This is a genomic window from Dokdonia pacifica (assembly GCF_900188275.1).
Lineage (GTDB): Bacteria > Bacteroidota > Bacteroidia > Flavobacteriales > Flavobacteriaceae > Dokdonia > Dokdonia pacifica.
In genome coordinates this window covers 110,749-128,845 of the sequence record NZ_FZNY01000003.1, presented here as the reverse complement: position 1 = coordinate 128,845, position 18,097 = coordinate 110,749, and the positions used below count along the sequence as shown (strand labels likewise).

Here is an 18,097-nt window from a genome sequence, read left to right as displayed (position 1 = left end):
TGCATCCGCAATTTAAGCAATTGTTCTAGGCCCGTTCGTCTATCGGCTAGGACGCCAGGTTTTCATCCTGGTAAGAGGGGTTCGATTCCCCTACGGGCTACAAAACAACATTTGAAATAAAAATTACACATGTATTTTAAGTTTCAAAATGTTACCTAGGCCCGTTCGTCTATCGGCTAGGACGCCAGGTTTTCATCCTGGTAAGAGGGGTTCGATTCCCCTACGGGCTACATATTTTATAATATAATTAAAGTAAGACAATGGCAAATCACAAGTCAGCATTAAAGAGAATTAGAAGTAACGAGTCAAAAAGACTGAGAAATAAGTATCAGCATAAAACTACTCGTAATGCGATCAAGAAATTACGCGATCTTTCTTCTAAGAAAGAAGCAGAAACTCTTTATCCTGCTGTAGTTTCAATGATAGATAAATTAGCAAAACGTAATGTTATTCATTCTAACAAAGCGGCTAATTTAAAATCAAAACTCGCTAAGCACGTAGCAGCACTATAAGTTGCTTCTCCATAAAATTTAAAAACTTCTACAAGTCTGTAGAAGTTTTTTTGTTGTTTATACATATAAAGTATAAGAACTATTCAATTAAAAAATAATCAAAATAACATTGCTTAAGTAATTTAAAATTGTACTTTTGCATCCGCTTAGATCAACCTCTGACGAGAATCGTGAATGTTGCACTAACTTAAAAAATATAAAATCCATCATCATGGAAGATTTAGTAAAATTTGTACAAGACGAATTTATAACAAAGAATGATTTACCAGAATTTAGTGCTGGTGATACCATTACTGTTTACTACGAAATTAAAGAAGGTGAAAAAAGCCGTACACAGTTCTTTAGAGGAGTTGTAATCCAATTAAGAGGAACTGGAAGAACTCAAACATTTACAATTAGAAAAATGTCTGGAACTATTGGCGTAGAACGTGTTTTCCCATTAAACCTACCATCTATCCAAAAAATAGAGGTTAACAAAAGAGGTAGTGTACGTAGAGCTCGTATCTACTATTTCAGAGGTCTTACTGGTAAGAAAGCCCGTATTAAAGAAAAGCGTTCTTAAGAAACCACCTTCATTACGAAATATAAAAAAAGCTTTTGATATCCATCAAAAGCTTTTTTATGCACAATTGTTAACAACCTAAGTTCATAAACGGTTGATAATTAAAATCATACTCCCCTGTTTATTGAGCAATAAAATTAATTATCTTTAGGTAAGCTTAATACGAAATAAGCGATTCTGTTCATATTGTATTAGCCCAAAAAAGTTTCAAAAAACATATGTTATTCAGAAACTCGGTCGTGATAAAACTAACAAGAAGCGCTGCAAAAGCTAGATGTATTATTAATTAATAGCGTACAACTATCAATAAAGCATACATCGAAAAATCTTAAGTAAAAGCGACCACATCAAAACATCCTAATTGTAATTCAAGGTTACAATTCATGTTTTGAAGGCATTTTAAATAGTTTTATAGGAATGAAACATCCCTTACAAACGTCAAGTTTTTTACTATTTAAAATACCAAAAAAGCCATATCAAGCATGTATTTGCATTGATATGGCTTTTGTTTTTTTCATTCTTCTCATATAATGAAAGATATAAGTATTTCTATATTTTAACTATAGATAAAATATATTATTTAAAGTTAAAATATAATTATACAAGAGATATTTTCAATATCTTTATCCTATACCTCCTCTAAGTTAAATTAAAGTTTCCCTATAATTGAAACGGTTATTATTACACCTATTACTTGGCGGTACCCTAATTTGTAATTCCCAAGAAACTTCTATTCAAAATAAAGTTAAGAACCTTAAAAGGATTATTCATAATTCTACAGGTTCGGAAAAACTTTATTATTTAGATAGTCTTACTAAGCTTACTCGTTATAATCATAAATTACAATTTGACTCTATCGTTAAGCAAACTATTCATTATGCTTATGAACTAGACTCTATACACTTAGGTGTTTGGCAAACAGGAGATCTCATTTTTTATTACGCTAATAGAGCTAGAAACCCAAAAGAAGGCATCAAAGTATTTAATTCTTTTGAAAAACTAAATTTAGATGTTAAAAATTCTGGTCTTTTAGCTCAACTATATACTAATGCAGGTGATAGTTATTTTTTTTCAGGAGAGTTATTAGAATCGATTCCCATATATGAAAAGGCAGAGCAATATGCTTTGTTAGATCGAGACTCTATTAAGTATGCTATTGTACGAGCGTATAAGTCTGCCGCATATCAAGACACCGGAGACTATGCGACAGCTTCTAAATTACTAATAGAATCTGCTCAAGTATTTCAAAAAGCAAAAGACACATCAAAGCTTCTAGATGTCAGAGCCTCATTGGCTACCTTATATTCCAAGATAGGTTTTCTAGAAGAAGCAAAAAAAGAGCGAGAAGAAATCCTTACTCTCTCACGCCGCATGCATCTACTCAATGTTTTAATACCAAATCTATACAATGCATCTTTAGAACAAGAAATGTTAGGAAATGAAAAAGTAAGAATAGCATATTTAAAAGAAGCATACACACTTGTAAATGAACCAGATTACAATCTAGGGATAAGTCCAATGATTCATTATGGATTATTAAGTGCCTACTCAGAAAACGACAGTATAGATCAAGCTAAAGAAATTTACAATAATATTCAAACAACATATATAACACGCACACCTATTCCTTTTGAAGACAATTACAGATCTGCACTTGTAGATTATTATATTTCTATTCAAGATTATAATAAAGCCCTAATAGAAGCTACCTGGACCTTAGATTACAGAAAATCTATTGGTGAGATAAGAGGTAGTTATCTTATAGAAGAAAAATTAGCTCATATATATAAAATGTTAGGGGATATTAAAAACTCTTATAAACATTATATAACGTATGTAACTCTAAAAGATTCTGTAAGTTCAGTACAAAAAACGAAAGCACTACTTTTTTATCAAACCTTATACGAAACAGAAAAAAGGGATTTTCAAATATCAGAACAACAATCAGAAATCTCGGTTTTAGATCAACAACATAAAATCAAAAATCAGTGGTTGATTTTTGGAGGTCTAAGCCTGTCTCTTGGATTTACAATTATTTATTTAATCCATTCGAGGAATTTCTCTAGAAAAGAAAAACATAATCAAGAATTATTTTCTCAAGAATTAATAAAAACTCAAGAAGAGCAACGCACACAAATGGCTAGAGACTTACACGATAGCGTTGGACAAAAACTTACGTTACTTACCAAGAAAATAAAATCCTTTAAAAATAATGACATTAATGATTTAGCCAAAAACACTATGAAGGAATTAAGAGGCATATCTAAAAGTTTATATCCCACTACTTTCGAACATCTTGGCATTACTAACAGCATACAATCAATGATCATTGAAGTAGATGCTAATACTGATTTATTTTTCATTTCAGAGATTGATAATATTGATGATATATTGTCTAAACAAAATGCCTTGCATTTATATCGTATCATTCAAGAAATATTAAATAATATAGTAAAACATGCGAACGCAAAATCAGTTTCTATATTAATTACAAAAAAGACAGATGCTATAAAAACTGTTATAAAAGACAACGGTATAGGTTTTGAATTTACCGAAAAAATTCAGTCAAATTCTGGCTTAGGAATGAAAACACTCCTAGAACGAACCAAAATAATTAAATCTAAACTATTTATTAATAGTGATCATAAAGGGACAACCTTGGAACTCATAACACCCATTTCGTAATGATAAAAAAAGAAAATATTTCATTAGTAATAGCTGATGATCATCCTATGCTTTTAAAAGGATTATATAATGAGTTTACTAAAAACCATTATTCCGTTATAGGACAAGCCAAAGATGGTATGCATGCCTTGGAGTTAATACTAAGATTAAAACCAAAATTAGCAATCTTAGATATAAACATGCCATTATTAACGGGGTTTGACGTCATAAAGATGATAAAAGATAAAGGGATCGACACTAAATTTATCATACTTTCCTACCTCAGAGAAATAGATTATATAAAAAAGGCAAAATCCCTATACATTAATGGCTATCTGTTAAAAGAAGATAGTTTTCTTGAAATAGAACAATGCATAGAAGCTGTACTTAATGACAAAGTCTATTTCAGTCCATCTTTTGATGATTTTTCATTAAAAAATGCTACTGAAGAATTGAAGAAAATAAAACTATTAACACCTTCTGAAATTACTATTTTAAAATTAATTGCTCTAAAAACACCTAATACTGAATTAGCTAATACTTTAGGAGTATCTATACGAACAATCGAAAAACATCGAAGTAACATGGTTCATAAATTAGGCATTGAAGGCGTCACAAATTCAGTTACCTATTGGGCATTAAAGAATAAAGATATTATATCAAATTTTTAGCAGTCAATAACTCTTTTTTTATGTTCAATTCAATTTCTTTTGCTTTAATACGTGTTAACTCTTATATAATACGCGTTTGCGCTTATTTTTTTATATACGATCTCAATTTACATTGCAGGTATAATATTTATGAATATCACTTTAAAATGAAAACCTCCCTAAATACCATTTAAATTCTTGTATTATTTATTTGTCAATTTAGTATTGCTAAAACAAGTGATATCTCTAATAATACTGGTAAAAAATATAGCACCAATTTAGGGAAATGAAAAATACGCTTTCGCGAAAGCGTAATACACAACAAATAATTCTTAATAAACAAACAATGTAACTACTCAATAAAAACCTATAAATCATCAAAATATATTTTCTTATATTTAAATAGAACATTTCCCTAAACAACCTCACTTTGAAAACGTTACTATTCTATAGCATTTTTTGTATTTCTTTGGTAAGCAATGCACAAGAAAATCCACTTTCAACAAAAGTTAGCAATCTTAAAGAAATTATCCACCAATCGAAAGGTGTTGAAAAACTTAAACTCTTAGACAGTCTTTCTGAATTAACAAGAGAAAGACGAGAGTTTCCATACGACTCTATAGTAAAAGAAACAATTACACTAGCTTTTGAATTAGATTCTATAAATATAGCAGCCAAACATACTGGGCAACGTATTTTTTATTTAGTAAATAGAATAAGACAAACTGAAGAAGGCCTTCAATTATTTAAGAATTTTATAGCCAAAGATTTACCGGTTACTGACACGCTTGCACTTTCCTATTTATATGGAAGTGGCGCCGATAGTTACTTTGAATCCGGTTTTGAACAAGAATCTATTTCATTGTATGAAAAAGCAGAAGCATTTTCTCTAATTGCAAAAGATTCTACACAATATGCAAGATATAAAGGATATAAAGGATTTGCGCTATCGCAAATAGGTGAATTTGCAAAAGCTTCTCAAGAATATCAAAAAGCACTTTCTATATTTCTTAACAAAAAGGACTCTGTCAATATTTTAAAAGTACGTATTGGACTCTCTATATTATATGGACAAAATGATTTTTATGATGAAGCCGAAAAAGAGCAGCAAGCTATTGACTCCTTGTCTTATCAAATGAAAGAATATGGTCCCTATCTAGTAAATTTAGGTAACCGAGCTAATAATCAATATGCACAAAATAATTACGCAGCTGCTATTAAATACAATAAAAGACAATTAGAAATCATTAAAGAATTTCCTCAATTTCAAATGTTTGAAATTGCAGCCCTTAAAACATTAGCAAATTCTTACGTAGAAACTGATAGCTTGAATTTAGCAAAATCAATGCTTAAAAGACTTAAAGAAAAGATAGATATCAATAGACCCGATATTATTTTAAAAAGACAGTATTTAGAGGCTTTAACAAAACTCTATTTGAAAGAAGAAAAGTATGAACAAGCTAGAGTTACTGGATTAGAGCTGTTAAAAATTCAAGAAGAGTCTACATATTATAGTGGGATTATGGGAACGAATAGACTTCTATTTATAGCAAATGAAAAGATAGGGAATTATACCGCAGCATTAGATTATTTAAAAGAATATATTACTATTAAAGACTCCATAGAGAGTACAAAAAAAGTAAAGGCGCTATCCTATTATCAGACGCTTTATGAAATGGAAAAACGAGATTCAGAAATTAAACAACAACAATCTGAAATCGAATTATTAGACACTCAAGTAGAATTATTAGACACTAAGAATAAAGTTCAATTTCAATGGATGCTCTTAATTGCGCTAGCATTATTTGCGGCTGGAGCTTTTTACTATTTTAACAACAAAAAAAATAAACAAAAGGCAGTAATCAATAAAAACAAAAAAGATCTAGCCGAAATGAAAAATCAAATGCTTGATAAAGAAATTGAGTATCAAAAAAAGGATCTTACTGATTTTGCATTTAATATTTCCCAGAATCAAGAGTGGGCCAAAACACTAGTCAAAAAACTTGAAAAATTAAAAACGACCACAGGAAGAGCTAGAGCTAATGAATTAGAGGATTTAGAAAATGAAATTAAAAACAAAATATGGGTAGATGATGGATCTTATGATTTTCAAGATCGTATAGAAACATTAAGTAATAGTTTCTATAAAGGTTTAAATAGTCAATTCCCAAACCTAACAAAAACTGAAGTACGCTTATGTTCTCTTATTAGAATGAATATTGAAAATAAAGAGATTGCAATACTTCAAAATATCAACCCTTCTTCTGTAAAAAAAAGTCGTTATAGATTGCGTAAAAAACTAAACCTTACACAAAGACAGGATTTAGATGAGTTTCTACAGAGTTTTTAAAAAAACATCATAATCTTCTAACAAAAAGGCATTTATAATAATTTGCCTTTTTTTTGTCCACCATTTGTCCATTTATTTTTAAGGAGTGTCCACCACTAGTCTACCGTCAAAATACCTCTTAGTCTCTTTATGACAATACTTTTGACTCGTTTTTAATTATTGACATAAAAAAACGCTATTCTTTTACTTGAAATCAAGAAATGGAGGAAGCGTTTTTTAACCCTAAAACTACAATAACAAATGTACTCCATGAAAAACTACATTCGACAATTAAACTATCAAATGATAGTAGGATGCTTAGCATTTTTACTATCTGCCTTTCAATCACAAGCGCAAACAACTTTCACAATAACAAAAGCAGAAGACACTAATGATGGTGTTTGCGATGCAGACTGTTCTTTAAGAGAAGCATTACAAGTGGCTTATCAAACTCCTGGAGATAATATTATAGAGTTTTCTTCCTTGTTCGATTCACCACAAACGATTACATTATTACTAGGACAATTAGAAATAGGTCCACCATCAGGTGGTCACGGAGGAAACTATATCATTAATGGACCGGGTCAAGATCTATTAACTATTGATGGTAATTTACAGCATAGAGTATTTTATGCTGGGTTCGGACATATAGATGTTGAGATTAATAACTTAACTATAGCTAACGGAAAACCCGATCAGCCAGGAACCAACAATGACAGCCAACCTTACCCGCAATGGGGAGGTGGTTTTATGAAACTAGGCGGTGATCTAGGCTCTTATTGTCGATTTATTAATGTCACCATAGAAAATTGTGAAGCTCTAAGAGGCGGAGCTATCTCGTCTTACGGTGGCAATATGTATCTGGATGGGGTAACCCTTAGAAACAATCATTCTGATGGATACGGTTCGGCAATCGAAGAGGAAGGAAGGATTTTCGAGATCAAGAACTCTGCTATTTATGGCAATACAGGAGCTTCGCCTATACGTATGCATGCTAATATTGCCGATGTTGATTTTAAAATGGAAAATTCGACCATTAGCGGAAATACTACACCAAGTGGCGCTTCAGCGATTGAATTTATTACCAACGGAGATCGAACGCAAATACATAATATAAACAGTAATACAATTACCAACAATACATCGGATAGTGATGGTATAGCTGGTGCTGCAATTACTTTTGGCGGAACAGGTACAATTGATGGAACGATAGATAATTCTATTGTTTCAGGGAACTTTGCAAACGGCTCGCCTTCTGATATAGGTACGGATTTGTTCCATGTTGATAGTGATTATAATCTTATTGGAACTGGTGCTACTCAAATTAGTGGATTAAATAATATTCTAAATGTCAATGACCCATTGTTGGCTCCTTTAGCCGATAATGGCGGAAATACTCAGAGTCATATTCCTTATGGTAATAGCCCTGTATTAAATGTTGGGTTTACGACTCTCCCTTTAGACCAGATAGGTAATACCAGAGGTATATTGGGCACTAGTGACATTGGCGCAATAGAAATACAATCTGTAAGTAATTTTGTAGTCACAAAAACAGAAGACACTAATGATGGTGTTTGTGATGGGGATTGTTCACTTAGAGAAGCGTTTATAGCTGCAAATAATAACCCTGGGACAGATACTATTGAGTTTTCATCCTTATTTAATTCACCTCAGACGATCACTGTAAATCCACCAGAATATACAGATCCAAATGACACAAATTCTGCTATACTTTTTGGTCAGATGGAAGTTGGAGCTACTGGTGGATTTGGAGGATCATTGATCATTCAAGGGCCAGGTCAAGATCTTTTGACCATTGATGGAAATGATGCAACCAGAATATTTTATAATGGGTTTGCGCATCTCAATTTGGAAATAAACGATTTAACCATGATTAATGGTAATTCTTCAACTATTCAAGGGCCTTATACAACGTATGGTGGAGGTATTCTACTGTTAGGTACTAATCAAACGGATTTTAACAATGTAACTATAGCTTCTTGTACATCTCCTAATGGAGGGGCAATCTCCGTATGGACAGGAACCGTTAACCTTGATGGTGTAACACTCAGAGGGAATAATGCTAATTATGGTGCTGCAATAGAAAGCGAAGCAGGAACACTTAATATTAATAATTCTGTTGTTTACGATAATACCGGGGCAGAAGCCCTTAAAGTTTGGGCATCAAATTCGTCATCAAGTCAAACTTTAATTATAAATAATTCGACTATTAGTGGAAATACCGCGCCTAGTGGAGGTTCGGCCATTGAGACAAGAACAAATTCAGGACGCACAACCACGATGCTCATTACTAATAGCACCATAACCAATAATTCAAGTGAAGGACAAGGACCTTTAGGAGCAATAAGTCATGATGGCGGAGTCAATACTACGATATGGACAGTACAAAATTCTATTATTTCGGGTAATATTCCAGCAGATATAGCAGCTAATGATTTTGAATTGGAAAGTAGTTATAACCTTATAGGTACCGGAACAACTGCAATAGTAGATGGTACTAATAATAATATTATAGGCGTTAATAATCCATTGCTGCTACCACTAGCGGATAATGGTGGAAACACTCTAAGTCATTCTTTTTACAACAATAGCCCTGCTTATAACAATGGAAATCCAGCTACTACAGAAATTACAGATCAAATAGGGAATCCTAGAAACTCTAATAATGAAGGGTATGATATAGGAGCAATTGAAATGCAAGTTATTTTAGAACCAATAACCTTGAGAACTATAGCCTATTTACAAGGAGCAGGAACAAGTCCTTTATCAGGTGAAGAAGATTTAATGAGAGATGATTTACGTATAGCAAATTTAATTCCTACTACAAGTCCTTATTCAGATGGACGTACTTGTAACGAAAGTGTTTTTGATGAGGCTAGTAATCCATCAGAATCAATTGTTGATTGGGTATGGTTAGAAATAAGAGATGAAAACGACAGCTCAGTAGTGTTGTATAGTCAATCTGCGCTAATACAGCGTAATGGCTTTATATTGGATAGTGATGGGATTTCCAATATAAACATTCCACTCCCAGCTGGATCTTACTATGTATCTATTAATCACCGAAACCATTTGGGTGTTATGTCTAGTAACCCTTTGACATTTGAAAATTCAGCTACGCCATTAGATTTAGATTTTTCTTTTTCAATAGCGTTTGTTGAAGGTGAGGAAAATTCATTAATAGAACTAGCAAACGGAAAATTTGCATTATATGGGGGAGATTTTGATGGGAATGGACAAGTGCAAAGTACAGATTTAAATATCGTGATTTCTCTACTTGGAAGTGATAGTAATCTAGAAGCAGATATGGATATGAATGGACAAGTACAGACCATAGATATCAACTCATTACTTATTCCGAATCTAGGAAAAGGTCAAGCTTTTAATGACTAATCCATTCAGTTTTTATCTAAAAATGTATTAATAAGAAATATTAAAAAAATGAAAAAAATTATATATATACTTTTTCTATTAAGTATGAGTATCTCCTATGCACAGCAAGACATCTCATTTACATTAGAAAATGCCCAAATCACAAATGATGGTAATGATGATTATTATGAGGTAGACATTGTTGTTTCTTCTACCTCCAATTTTTATCTTGGGACAGGACAATTTTATATTAATTACAACACAGATGCATTTGGTACAGCAGCACAAGCTTCTGGGAATGCTATTTTTGAAGAAGGTACACATATTCTATCTGCGGGATTTTGGACAACTGTTTTTACAGATAATACTGGTTCTAGACTTTCTCTAAGTTATGTGCAAATTGCACCAGAATCTGCTTATATAGCGTCTGGTAATGGAGCAGTCACAACAACTCCAACTGTACTTACTCACTTGAAAATAAGATATAATGCTCCTGGTCAAGTGGACATCGATCCTATGATTTGTTTTGAATCAAGTGACAATTTTACAGATCTAAACTATACGGCCTGTGGTGGTGCCTTTGGTGCCGATTGTTTCACTTTTCCCGGAGTACAAATAACAGATGACTCTTTTGATTGCTCGGGTGCTGCTATTCCAGAACCAGCATGCTCAGGAGAAATTACAACTTGGGAAAATGATTCTTGGGATAATGGAACTCCTGATGCTACTATGACAGCTATTATTAATACAAGTGCTATAGTAGGCGGACCAATTCTAAGCTCCTTCTCTGCTTGTGAACTCATCATAAATGGCCCTGTATCAATTGTGAATAACTCTTATATTTCTATAGAAAACAATATTACTGTAAACCCAACTGGTTCATTATTTGTAAGTTCGGAAAGTAGTCTTGTACAAGTTCAAGAAGATGCAGTAACAATAAATAACGGGGATATTATAGTACAAAAAGTAACCCCTTCTATAGCTGCTCGTAACTTTTTTGCAATGAGTAGTCCTATGAGTGCAGAAACTAGAGATGGAGTTTATGGAACTTCTAGAGCTGTTTTTGGTATTATCCCTAGCAATTTTGCCCCCTATAGTATTGATTTAGTTACATTTCCTGAGTTTACTAATGCTGAAAACTTCCTAGATGATGATGGGGATTATCTAGATCCATATATAGGAAATAGAACCCTGCCAGATTCAGGAATTGGAAATCTTGTATTCCCTTCCCCATCTCATGATTCACCCACTTCTTCTTATACTTTTGAGTTTACACAAGGAACTTTAAACTCAGGAATCATCTCTGTACCAATTAATTATAACGGTCCCGAAACAACAAATAACTATAATCTACTAGGTAATCCTTACGCATCTGCTATAGATGTCACTGCTTTTCTTAATGCTAACATTGCTGTAAATGAGGTCTATTATTGGGATCACATAACAAATCCTGTAGCAGATTTACCCGGCTTCGGAACAAGCAACTTTTCAATGAATGATATCTCAATGCGTAATGTGATGATGGGACTGGCTGCTGTTAATGGAGGTACGGCGCCAGGCCCTTTCATGGCATCAGGACAAGGATTTGGAATCAAGGCTGATCAATCAGAAATGGTTAACAATTCGCCAGTTATATTTTCAAATAGTCAACGAGTTACAGGAAACAATACTGATTTTAGATCTTCAGAAACAACATCAGAAATAGAGAAGCTTTGGTTAAATCTTACGACCTCAACGTATGATGAAGCAATTGCTCAAACTGCCATTGGGTTTACCCCAAATGCAACTGCAGGTTTTGATCAAGGGTATGATTCAAAACGTCTAGGAACCTTCCTGTCCTTATTTACAAATTTAGATGGAGAATACCTTGGTATTCAAGGTAGAGAATCTTTTAATTCTGAGATAGAATTACAGCTTGGTTTTTCTACTACTATAGAAGAGACTGTTGCATATACTATCGGAATTGATCATTTAGAAGGTGTACATTTAGAAAACACTCCTATTTTCTTAATAGACCATCTTACAAACGCAAGTATAAACCTAAAGGAAAACACATACACATTTACCGCCAACAAAGGAATACAGCCCGAACGATTTACGGTTCTATTTGAAGAACGTGACCCACTAGGGATAGACGAAGTTAGCTTTCGCGAAAGCGTAAACATATACCCTAACCCTGCAACAGATCAGGTAATGTTAAGGTATACGGGTAAATCTATATTACAGCAACTCTCTATTGTAGACATGAACGGAAAAATTGTTAAAACAGTTGATTTGAAAAATTTTAGCAGCTCACAAAACATCCAAACAAATGAATTAGCTAAAGGGGTTTACTTCCTGCACATTATTGGAAATAACAATACGATTACTAAGAAATTAATCATTAGATAATAAATATCGTGATTAATAAATTGATTTGGTAGTTAAGTTAGAAAGAGGAGAAGGGGGTTGTTTATAACTCTCTTCTTTGAATTATTAGTCATTAGTTACACATTACTATTCCCAAGTTTATAATTTTCAAATTATAAACCTATAAGCCATATCAAGCATGTATTTGCATTGATATGGCTTTTGTTTTTTACCCTTATAATTCAACAAGCATTTTCAACATAGACATCTACCGTTATTTTGCAAAAAATTAACCCATTTCCTCCTCTTCTTACATTATAATAAATGCATCGTATTAGCTATATTTGCAATCCTTTTGAGTCTATTACGACTTAAGAGCAAAGCAAAAACAATTCTTTTATATGGCAAACGCTAAAACTATCATCAAATATACGTTTACAGATGAAGCTCCAATGCTTGCAACGCATTCGTTCTTACCTATTGTAAAACGTTTTACTCAATCCTCAAACATAGCAATAGATACTGAAGACATCTCTCTAGCCGGAAGGATCATTGCAAATTTTTCTGATCATCTTACAGATGCTCAAAAACAAAATGATTCCCTCGCAGATTTAGGTGTATTAGCAAAAAAACCAGAAGCCAATATTATAAAGCTTCCAAATATTAGCGCATCGATACCTCAGCTTACAGCTGCCATAAAAGAATTACAAAGTCATGGATATGCTATCCCTGATTTTCCTGAAGAACCAGAAACCGACGAAGAAAAAGAAATACGTAAACGTTATTCTAAAGTTTTAGGTAGTGCTGTAAATCCTGTATTAAGAGAAGGAAATTCAGATCGTCGTGCTCCTAAGCCAGTAAAACAATATGCAAAAAATAACCCACATAGTATGGGTGCATGGAGCGCAGATTCTGCTTCTCATGTCGCAACAATGCAAGAAGGAGATTTTCGTCATAATGAGAAATCTGTAACGATATCACAAGAAGGAAACACACGTATTGAGCATACCGATACTAATGGTAATAAAACAGTACTGAAAGCTGCTGTTCCTGTATTAAAAGATGAGATTATTGATGCTACGGTCATGAATAAGAAAGCTTTGATTACTTTCTTAGAAGAGCAAGTAGCTGATGCAAAAGATAAAGGAATTTTGTTTTCATTACATATGAAAGCAACGATGATGAAAGTATCAGACCCTATCATCTTTGGACACGCCATTCGTGTATTTTTTGCGCCTGTATTTGAAAAGTACCACGCAGTATTTGATGAATTAGGAGTAGAAGAAAATAATGGTTTTGGAAATATCCTTTCTAAAATACAAGAATTGCCAGATGCACAGCGTACAGAAATAGAAAAAGCTATTGAGGCATGTTATGCAGATCGTCCAAGTGTAGCTATGGTAAATTCTGACAAAGGAATTACAAATTTACACGTACCAAGTGACGTTATTATTGACGCATCTATGCCAGCAATGATTCGTACTTCTGGAAAAATGTGGAACACCGCTGGAGAATTACAAGATGCAAAAGCTGTTATTCCAGATAGTAGTTATGCTGGAATTTACCAGGAAACTATTGATTTTTGTAAAAAACATGGTGCTTTTGATCCTACCACTATGGGAACTGTTCCTAATGTTGGTCTTATGGCTCAAAAAGCTGAAGAATATGGATCGCATGACAAAACTTTTGAAATTGAAAGTGATGGAACTGTAGCCGTTATAGATGATCAAGGGAATACACTATTAGAACATACTGTTTCTGCTGGAGATATCTGGAGAATGTGTCAAGTAAAAGATGCTCCTATTCAGGATTGGGTAAAACTTGCAGTAAATAGAGCAAGAGCAACACAAACTCCTGCTATTTTTTGGTTAGATAAAACCAGAGCACATGATGCGCAATTAATAGAAAAAGTACAGGTATATTTAAAAGATCACGATACAAACGGACTAAATATCCAGATCATGTCTCCTGTTGAAGCAACACGTTATACGTTAGAGCGTATCAAGAAAGGAGAAGATACCATTTCTGTAACTGGAAATGTATTAAGAGATTATAATACTGACCTCTTCCCTATTTTAGAATTGGGAACAAGTGCAAAAATGCTTTCAATAGTACCTCTTATGAATGGAGGTGGTTTATTTGAAACTGGCGCCGGAGGATCTGCTCCAAAACACATCCAACAATTTCTAAAAGAAGGACATTTACGTTGGGATTCTCTTGGAGAGTTCTTAGCCTTAGCTGTTTCTTTAGAACATACAGCAGAAGCTACTGGAAATAATAGAGCTGCTGTTCTTGCAGAAGCATTAGACGAAGCTACTATAAAGTTCTTGGCAAATAGAAAATCTCCATCTCGTAAAGTAAATGAATTGGATAATAGAGGAAGTCATTTTTACTTAGCCATGTATTGGGCGCAAGAGCTAGCTTCTCAAAATAAAGATCTAGATATTAAAAATGAGTTTACGCCATTAGCAGAAGCTATGGCTTCGCAAGAGCAAACAATTATAGATGAATTAAATAATGCACAAGGATCTCCTATGGATATAGGAGGTTACTATCACGTAGATTCTGAAAAGACAACTGCGGCAATGAGACCAAGTGCTACTTTTAATACAATTATAGACGCATAGTACGCTTTCGCGAAAGCGTATAAAGCAACAATCATACTTCATAAAAAAAACGAGTGCCATAACAGCACTCGTTTTTTACATGTAAACCTAACCTACTAAAAAATCTTTACTTCTTAAGTATTCTTTTTGTTACTTCTCCGACAGTAGTCTCTACGGTTATAAAGTACATCCCTTTTGCGTATGGAGAGATATCTATAGAAGCGGTTTGATGATTTGCTTCTTTAGATAATACAACCCTTCCCTGCATATCATATACGGTTATAGATTCTATAGTTGAATTAGCATCTACTGTTACAACCGTATCACTTGGATTTGGATATACTATTATTTGTTGTTCTACTGAAAACTCATCTACAGATAATGTTTCAAAAGTTGTATTGGCGGTATTGGTAGTAATTGGAAAATTAAAATCAAAGTAAATATCTGCTTCTGCTGCTACAAAATCTGTCGTCAATAAATTTGCATTTGTTTTGATCTTTAATAAGATATTACCATGTCCTCCAGAAGAGAGATTAATATTCTCAAATACAAACTCAACCAGATCATTAGTAACACTAAGAGACATCCCATGAGAAGCATTTAAAACTTGTAATGTATTTACATCAAAATCTGTAGGATCAATTTGAGCAGTAACCACTACATTCTGTGCTGGTGCATTCCCTGTATTCTCAAAATTTATAACATAATGTAGGTAATCTCCGATATGAGTAGATGGTGCCACATCTCCTTGTAAGCAAGTAATATCATTGGGATCAAAAGCACCTACCACAACCTCCCTATAATCAAATGCATTATCTTCTGGTGTTTCTTCCGTTTGATCTATTGTAATCACACTAGTAAACTCTAATATATCATCAATATTTACAGGAGGTGTTTCTGTAGGACTATTTACATTTAATGTAATATCCACAAATCTACTTTCAAAGGGCTGCAAATCTGTAAAGTCAAAAGATAATAATCCTGTGCTTTGTCCGTCTGGTGTTGTAGTCGCAGAAATAAAATCTAACACGGTATCATCATATTCAAAATCTACAGTTCCTGATAGCATTTGATTTCCTTTATTTTTATATACCAGTTGATACGTTGCATCAAATCCAGGTCTTGCTGGAAAAATAGGAGCAATCACAACCTCTGCATCTGCAACAACTCCATTTGCAGTGACACAAAAATCTTGAATGGTAGTACTATTGTCTATGACAGGAATTACCACATTTGCAGATGAGGGACTTACAGTAAAGTATGATGGATTTTCTAAATTTGCTAATATTGAATAGGTACCCACTTCTCCTACATATAAACTATAATCACCCATTGACCCTGTATATATAGAAGAGTCTGCAGGATCTGGATCTAAGCCTACATTAAAACTCATAAATGGAATAACAGAATCTCCCGCATCACACCCATCATCATCAAGGTCAAATTGTGCAACCCCTGTGATTGTATTAAAATCTCCACCTGGTTGAAAACTACAATAGGAGTTTACGACATAATTCGTTCCTGCGAATCCCTGAATCTCTACAACCTGATCTGCATCTGCACATACATAAACTAAGTTTGGGTTATTTCCAAAATCCCAATTTTCTTGCCAACTTCCACTATCTATATTTCCGCTACTTTCATCACTCCCATTCTTTATAAAAACGGTTTCTAAAAATTGATTTCCTGCTATAAACATCGCTGTTAAGTTTATATTATTACTACAATCTAATGTTAAAAGATTTGTATCTGATAACACCAGTTCTTGTAGCGCAGGACAATTCGACAAATCTAAATCGTCTAAAGGATTCACCCATGTCCATAATACTTCTAAATTTAGATTATTAGATATGTTTAAGGTTGTGATTTGGTTTTGAGCACATCGTAACTCCTGTAATGCTGTATTTGAAGACACATCGAGTGACGTTAACATATTTTGATTACAATTCAGAATTGTGATATTAACAAATGCTTCTATTCCTGTCAAATCTGTAATGCTATTTCCAGCTAAATCAAGCACACCAGTTACTGCTATCGCTTCCGAAACTTGAATTTCACCATCGGTATTTGTATCAACACCTATAGTAATTAATCTATTTTTAAAATTAGCATCAGGAATATTTACTATTTGGGAGCTTGCTATGCTAGTGATAAACAGTAATAAGAGTGTAATTTTTTTCATCGTATTGTAATTTTAAATAAACTTACTATTGATTTATCATTTTTTAAGGGGTCAATGAGTAAGTGATGGATTCGAATTAGAATTCGTTACATAGATTTTAAAACTTCTTGTAATCTTTCTCTTTTTCTTTGAGAAATGGGCAAACGACTTTCATCAGTCATCACCACATAACCTCCATCTTTTTTTATATAGGATTTTAAATAACTTAAATTGATAAGATGCGACTGATGAATACGTTCAAAATTATGTTCTTTAAGAAGCTCTTCATACTCTTTTAATGTCTTAGATATCAAAATAGGCTTATTATTTCTTATGTAAAACTTTGTATAATTATCGGCACTTTCACATCGTATAATATCACTGATATCAAATAGATGAATACCATCTGAAGTAGAGAGCGCGATACGCTTAAAGTTATCTACATTCTTTCTAATATTTTCAAGTAATAAATCGATGTGCGAATAATCATTTTTCCTTTCTAAGACTGCTTCTATTTTTTCAATAACGATTTGTAATTCTTCAGGGTCTACCGGTTTTAATAAAAAATCTAAGGCACTAAATCGAAATGCTTTGATCGCATATTGCTCATGTGCTGTAATAAAAACTACATTAGATGTAATTGTTTTATTACGTTCTGCTAATTTTTCTAAAATATCAAAACCAGTCCCGTCATTAAGTTGAATATCCAAGAAGACAACTTGAGGTTCTAACGTATCCATTACCTCAATACCTGTAGCAACACTATCTGCTTCTCCTATAATTTTAATAGTAGGAGCAAATCGGGCCAGCAATCCTTTCATCCCTTCCCGAAGGTTTTTATCATCGTCTATTAAAATAGCTTTTATCATAT

Annotated in this window: 10 protein-coding genes and 2 tRNA genes; 10 read left to right on the top strand and 2 right to left on the bottom strand. The window is 33.2% G+C overall.

Annotated features, from left to right (window positions below):
* The first annotated feature begins 28 nt into the window (after window positions 1-28).
* The 10 genes from CHB80_RS10595 to CHB80_RS10550 all read left to right on the top strand — a co-directional run bounded on the left by CHB80_RS10595 (window position 29) and on the right by CHB80_RS10550 (window position 15,086).
* A tRNA-Glu gene (locus CHB80_RS10595) sits at window positions 29-100 on the top strand.
* Window positions 101-158: 58 nt separating this feature from the next.
* Window positions 159-230 (top strand) — tRNA-Glu (locus tag CHB80_RS10590).
* 30 nt (window positions 231-260) lie between these two features.
* On the top strand, window positions 261-512 hold the full coding sequence (gene rpsT / locus CHB80_RS10585; protein ID WP_089371444.1) for a 30S ribosomal protein S20: 252 nt from the start codon (window positions 261-263) through the stop codon (window positions 510-512).
* Window positions 513-723: 211 nt separating this feature from the next.
* Complete coding sequence (gene rplS / locus CHB80_RS10580; RefSeq protein WP_089371443.1) at window positions 724-1,074, top strand: 50S ribosomal protein L19; 351 nt, start codon at window positions 724-726, stop codon at window positions 1,072-1,074.
* Between the two features lie 666 nt (window positions 1,075-1,740).
* Window positions 1,741-3,759, top strand: coding sequence for a tetratricopeptide repeat-containing sensor histidine kinase (locus CHB80_RS10575; protein WP_089371442.1), 2,019 nt, complete (start codon window positions 1,741-1,743; stop codon window positions 3,757-3,759).
* On the top strand, window positions 3,759-4,409 hold the full coding sequence (locus CHB80_RS10570; protein WP_089371441.1) for a response regulator: 651 nt from the start codon (window positions 3,759-3,761) through the stop codon (window positions 4,407-4,409). Before CHB80_RS10575 ends, CHB80_RS10570 begins: the two co-directional genes overlap by 1 nt.
* Window positions 4,410-4,818: 409 nt before the next feature.
* Window positions 4,819-6,738: a tetratricopeptide repeat protein gene (locus CHB80_RS10565; RefSeq protein ID WP_143337102.1), complete on the top strand. Its 1,920-nt coding sequence runs from the start codon at window positions 4,819-4,821 to the stop codon at window positions 6,736-6,738.
* A gap of 249 nt (window positions 6,739-6,987) precedes the next feature.
* Window positions 6,988-10,131, top strand: a complete 3,144-nt coding sequence (locus CHB80_RS10560) for a CSLREA domain-containing protein (protein WP_179218132.1) — start codon at window positions 6,988-6,990, stop codon at window positions 10,129-10,131.
* Between the two features lie 48 nt (window positions 10,132-10,179).
* Window positions 10,180-12,501 (top strand): T9SS type A sorting domain-containing protein, encoded by a 2,322-nt coding sequence (locus CHB80_RS10555; protein ID WP_089371438.1) that lies wholly within the window; start codon window positions 10,180-10,182, stop codon window positions 12,499-12,501.
* A gap of 359 nt (window positions 12,502-12,860) precedes the next feature.
* Complete coding sequence (locus CHB80_RS10550; protein WP_089371437.1) at window positions 12,861-15,086, top strand: NADP-dependent isocitrate dehydrogenase; 2,226 nt, start codon at window positions 12,861-12,863, stop codon at window positions 15,084-15,086.
* A gap of 106 nt (window positions 15,087-15,192) precedes the next feature.
* Here the strand turns inward: CHB80_RS10550 and CHB80_RS10545 are convergent, their stop codons facing one another.
* Complete coding sequence (locus tag CHB80_RS10545; RefSeq protein ID WP_089371436.1) at window positions 15,193-17,247, bottom strand: DUF7619 domain-containing protein; 2,055 nt, start codon at window positions 17,245-17,247, stop codon at window positions 15,193-15,195.
* 86 nt (window positions 17,248-17,333) lie between these two features.
* Window positions 17,334-18,095: a LytR/AlgR family response regulator transcription factor gene (locus CHB80_RS10540; RefSeq protein WP_089371435.1), complete on the bottom strand. Its 762-nt coding sequence runs from the start codon at window positions 18,093-18,095 to the stop codon at window positions 17,334-17,336.
* Window positions 18,096-18,097 lie beyond the last annotated feature (2 nt).

Coding starts and splice junctions, on each gene's coding strand:
- CHB80_RS10560 (WP_179218132.1), top strand. CDS start 6,988: ATGAAAAACTACATTCGACAATTAAACTATCAAATGATAGTAGGATGC.
- CHB80_RS10540 (WP_089371435.1), bottom strand. CDS start 18,095: ATGATAAAAGCTATTTTAATAGACGATGATAAAAACCTTCGGGAAGGG.
- CHB80_RS10550 (WP_089371437.1), top strand. CDS start 12,861: ATGGCAAACGCTAAAACTATCATCAAATATACGTTTACAGATGAAGCT.
- CHB80_RS10570 (WP_089371441.1), top strand. CDS start 3,759: ATGATAAAAAAAGAAAATATTTCATTAGTAATAGCTGATGATCATCCT.
- CHB80_RS10545 (WP_089371436.1), bottom strand. CDS start 17,247: ATGAAAAAAATTACACTCTTATTACTGTTTATCACTAGCATAGCAAGC.
- rplS (WP_089371443.1), top strand. CDS start 724: ATGGAAGATTTAGTAAAATTTGTACAAGACGAATTTATAACAAAGAAT.
- rpsT (WP_089371444.1), top strand. CDS start 261: ATGGCAAATCACAAGTCAGCATTAAAGAGAATTAGAAGTAACGAGTCA.
- CHB80_RS10555 (WP_089371438.1), top strand. CDS start 10,180: ATGAAAAAAATTATATATATACTTTTTCTATTAAGTATGAGTATCTCC.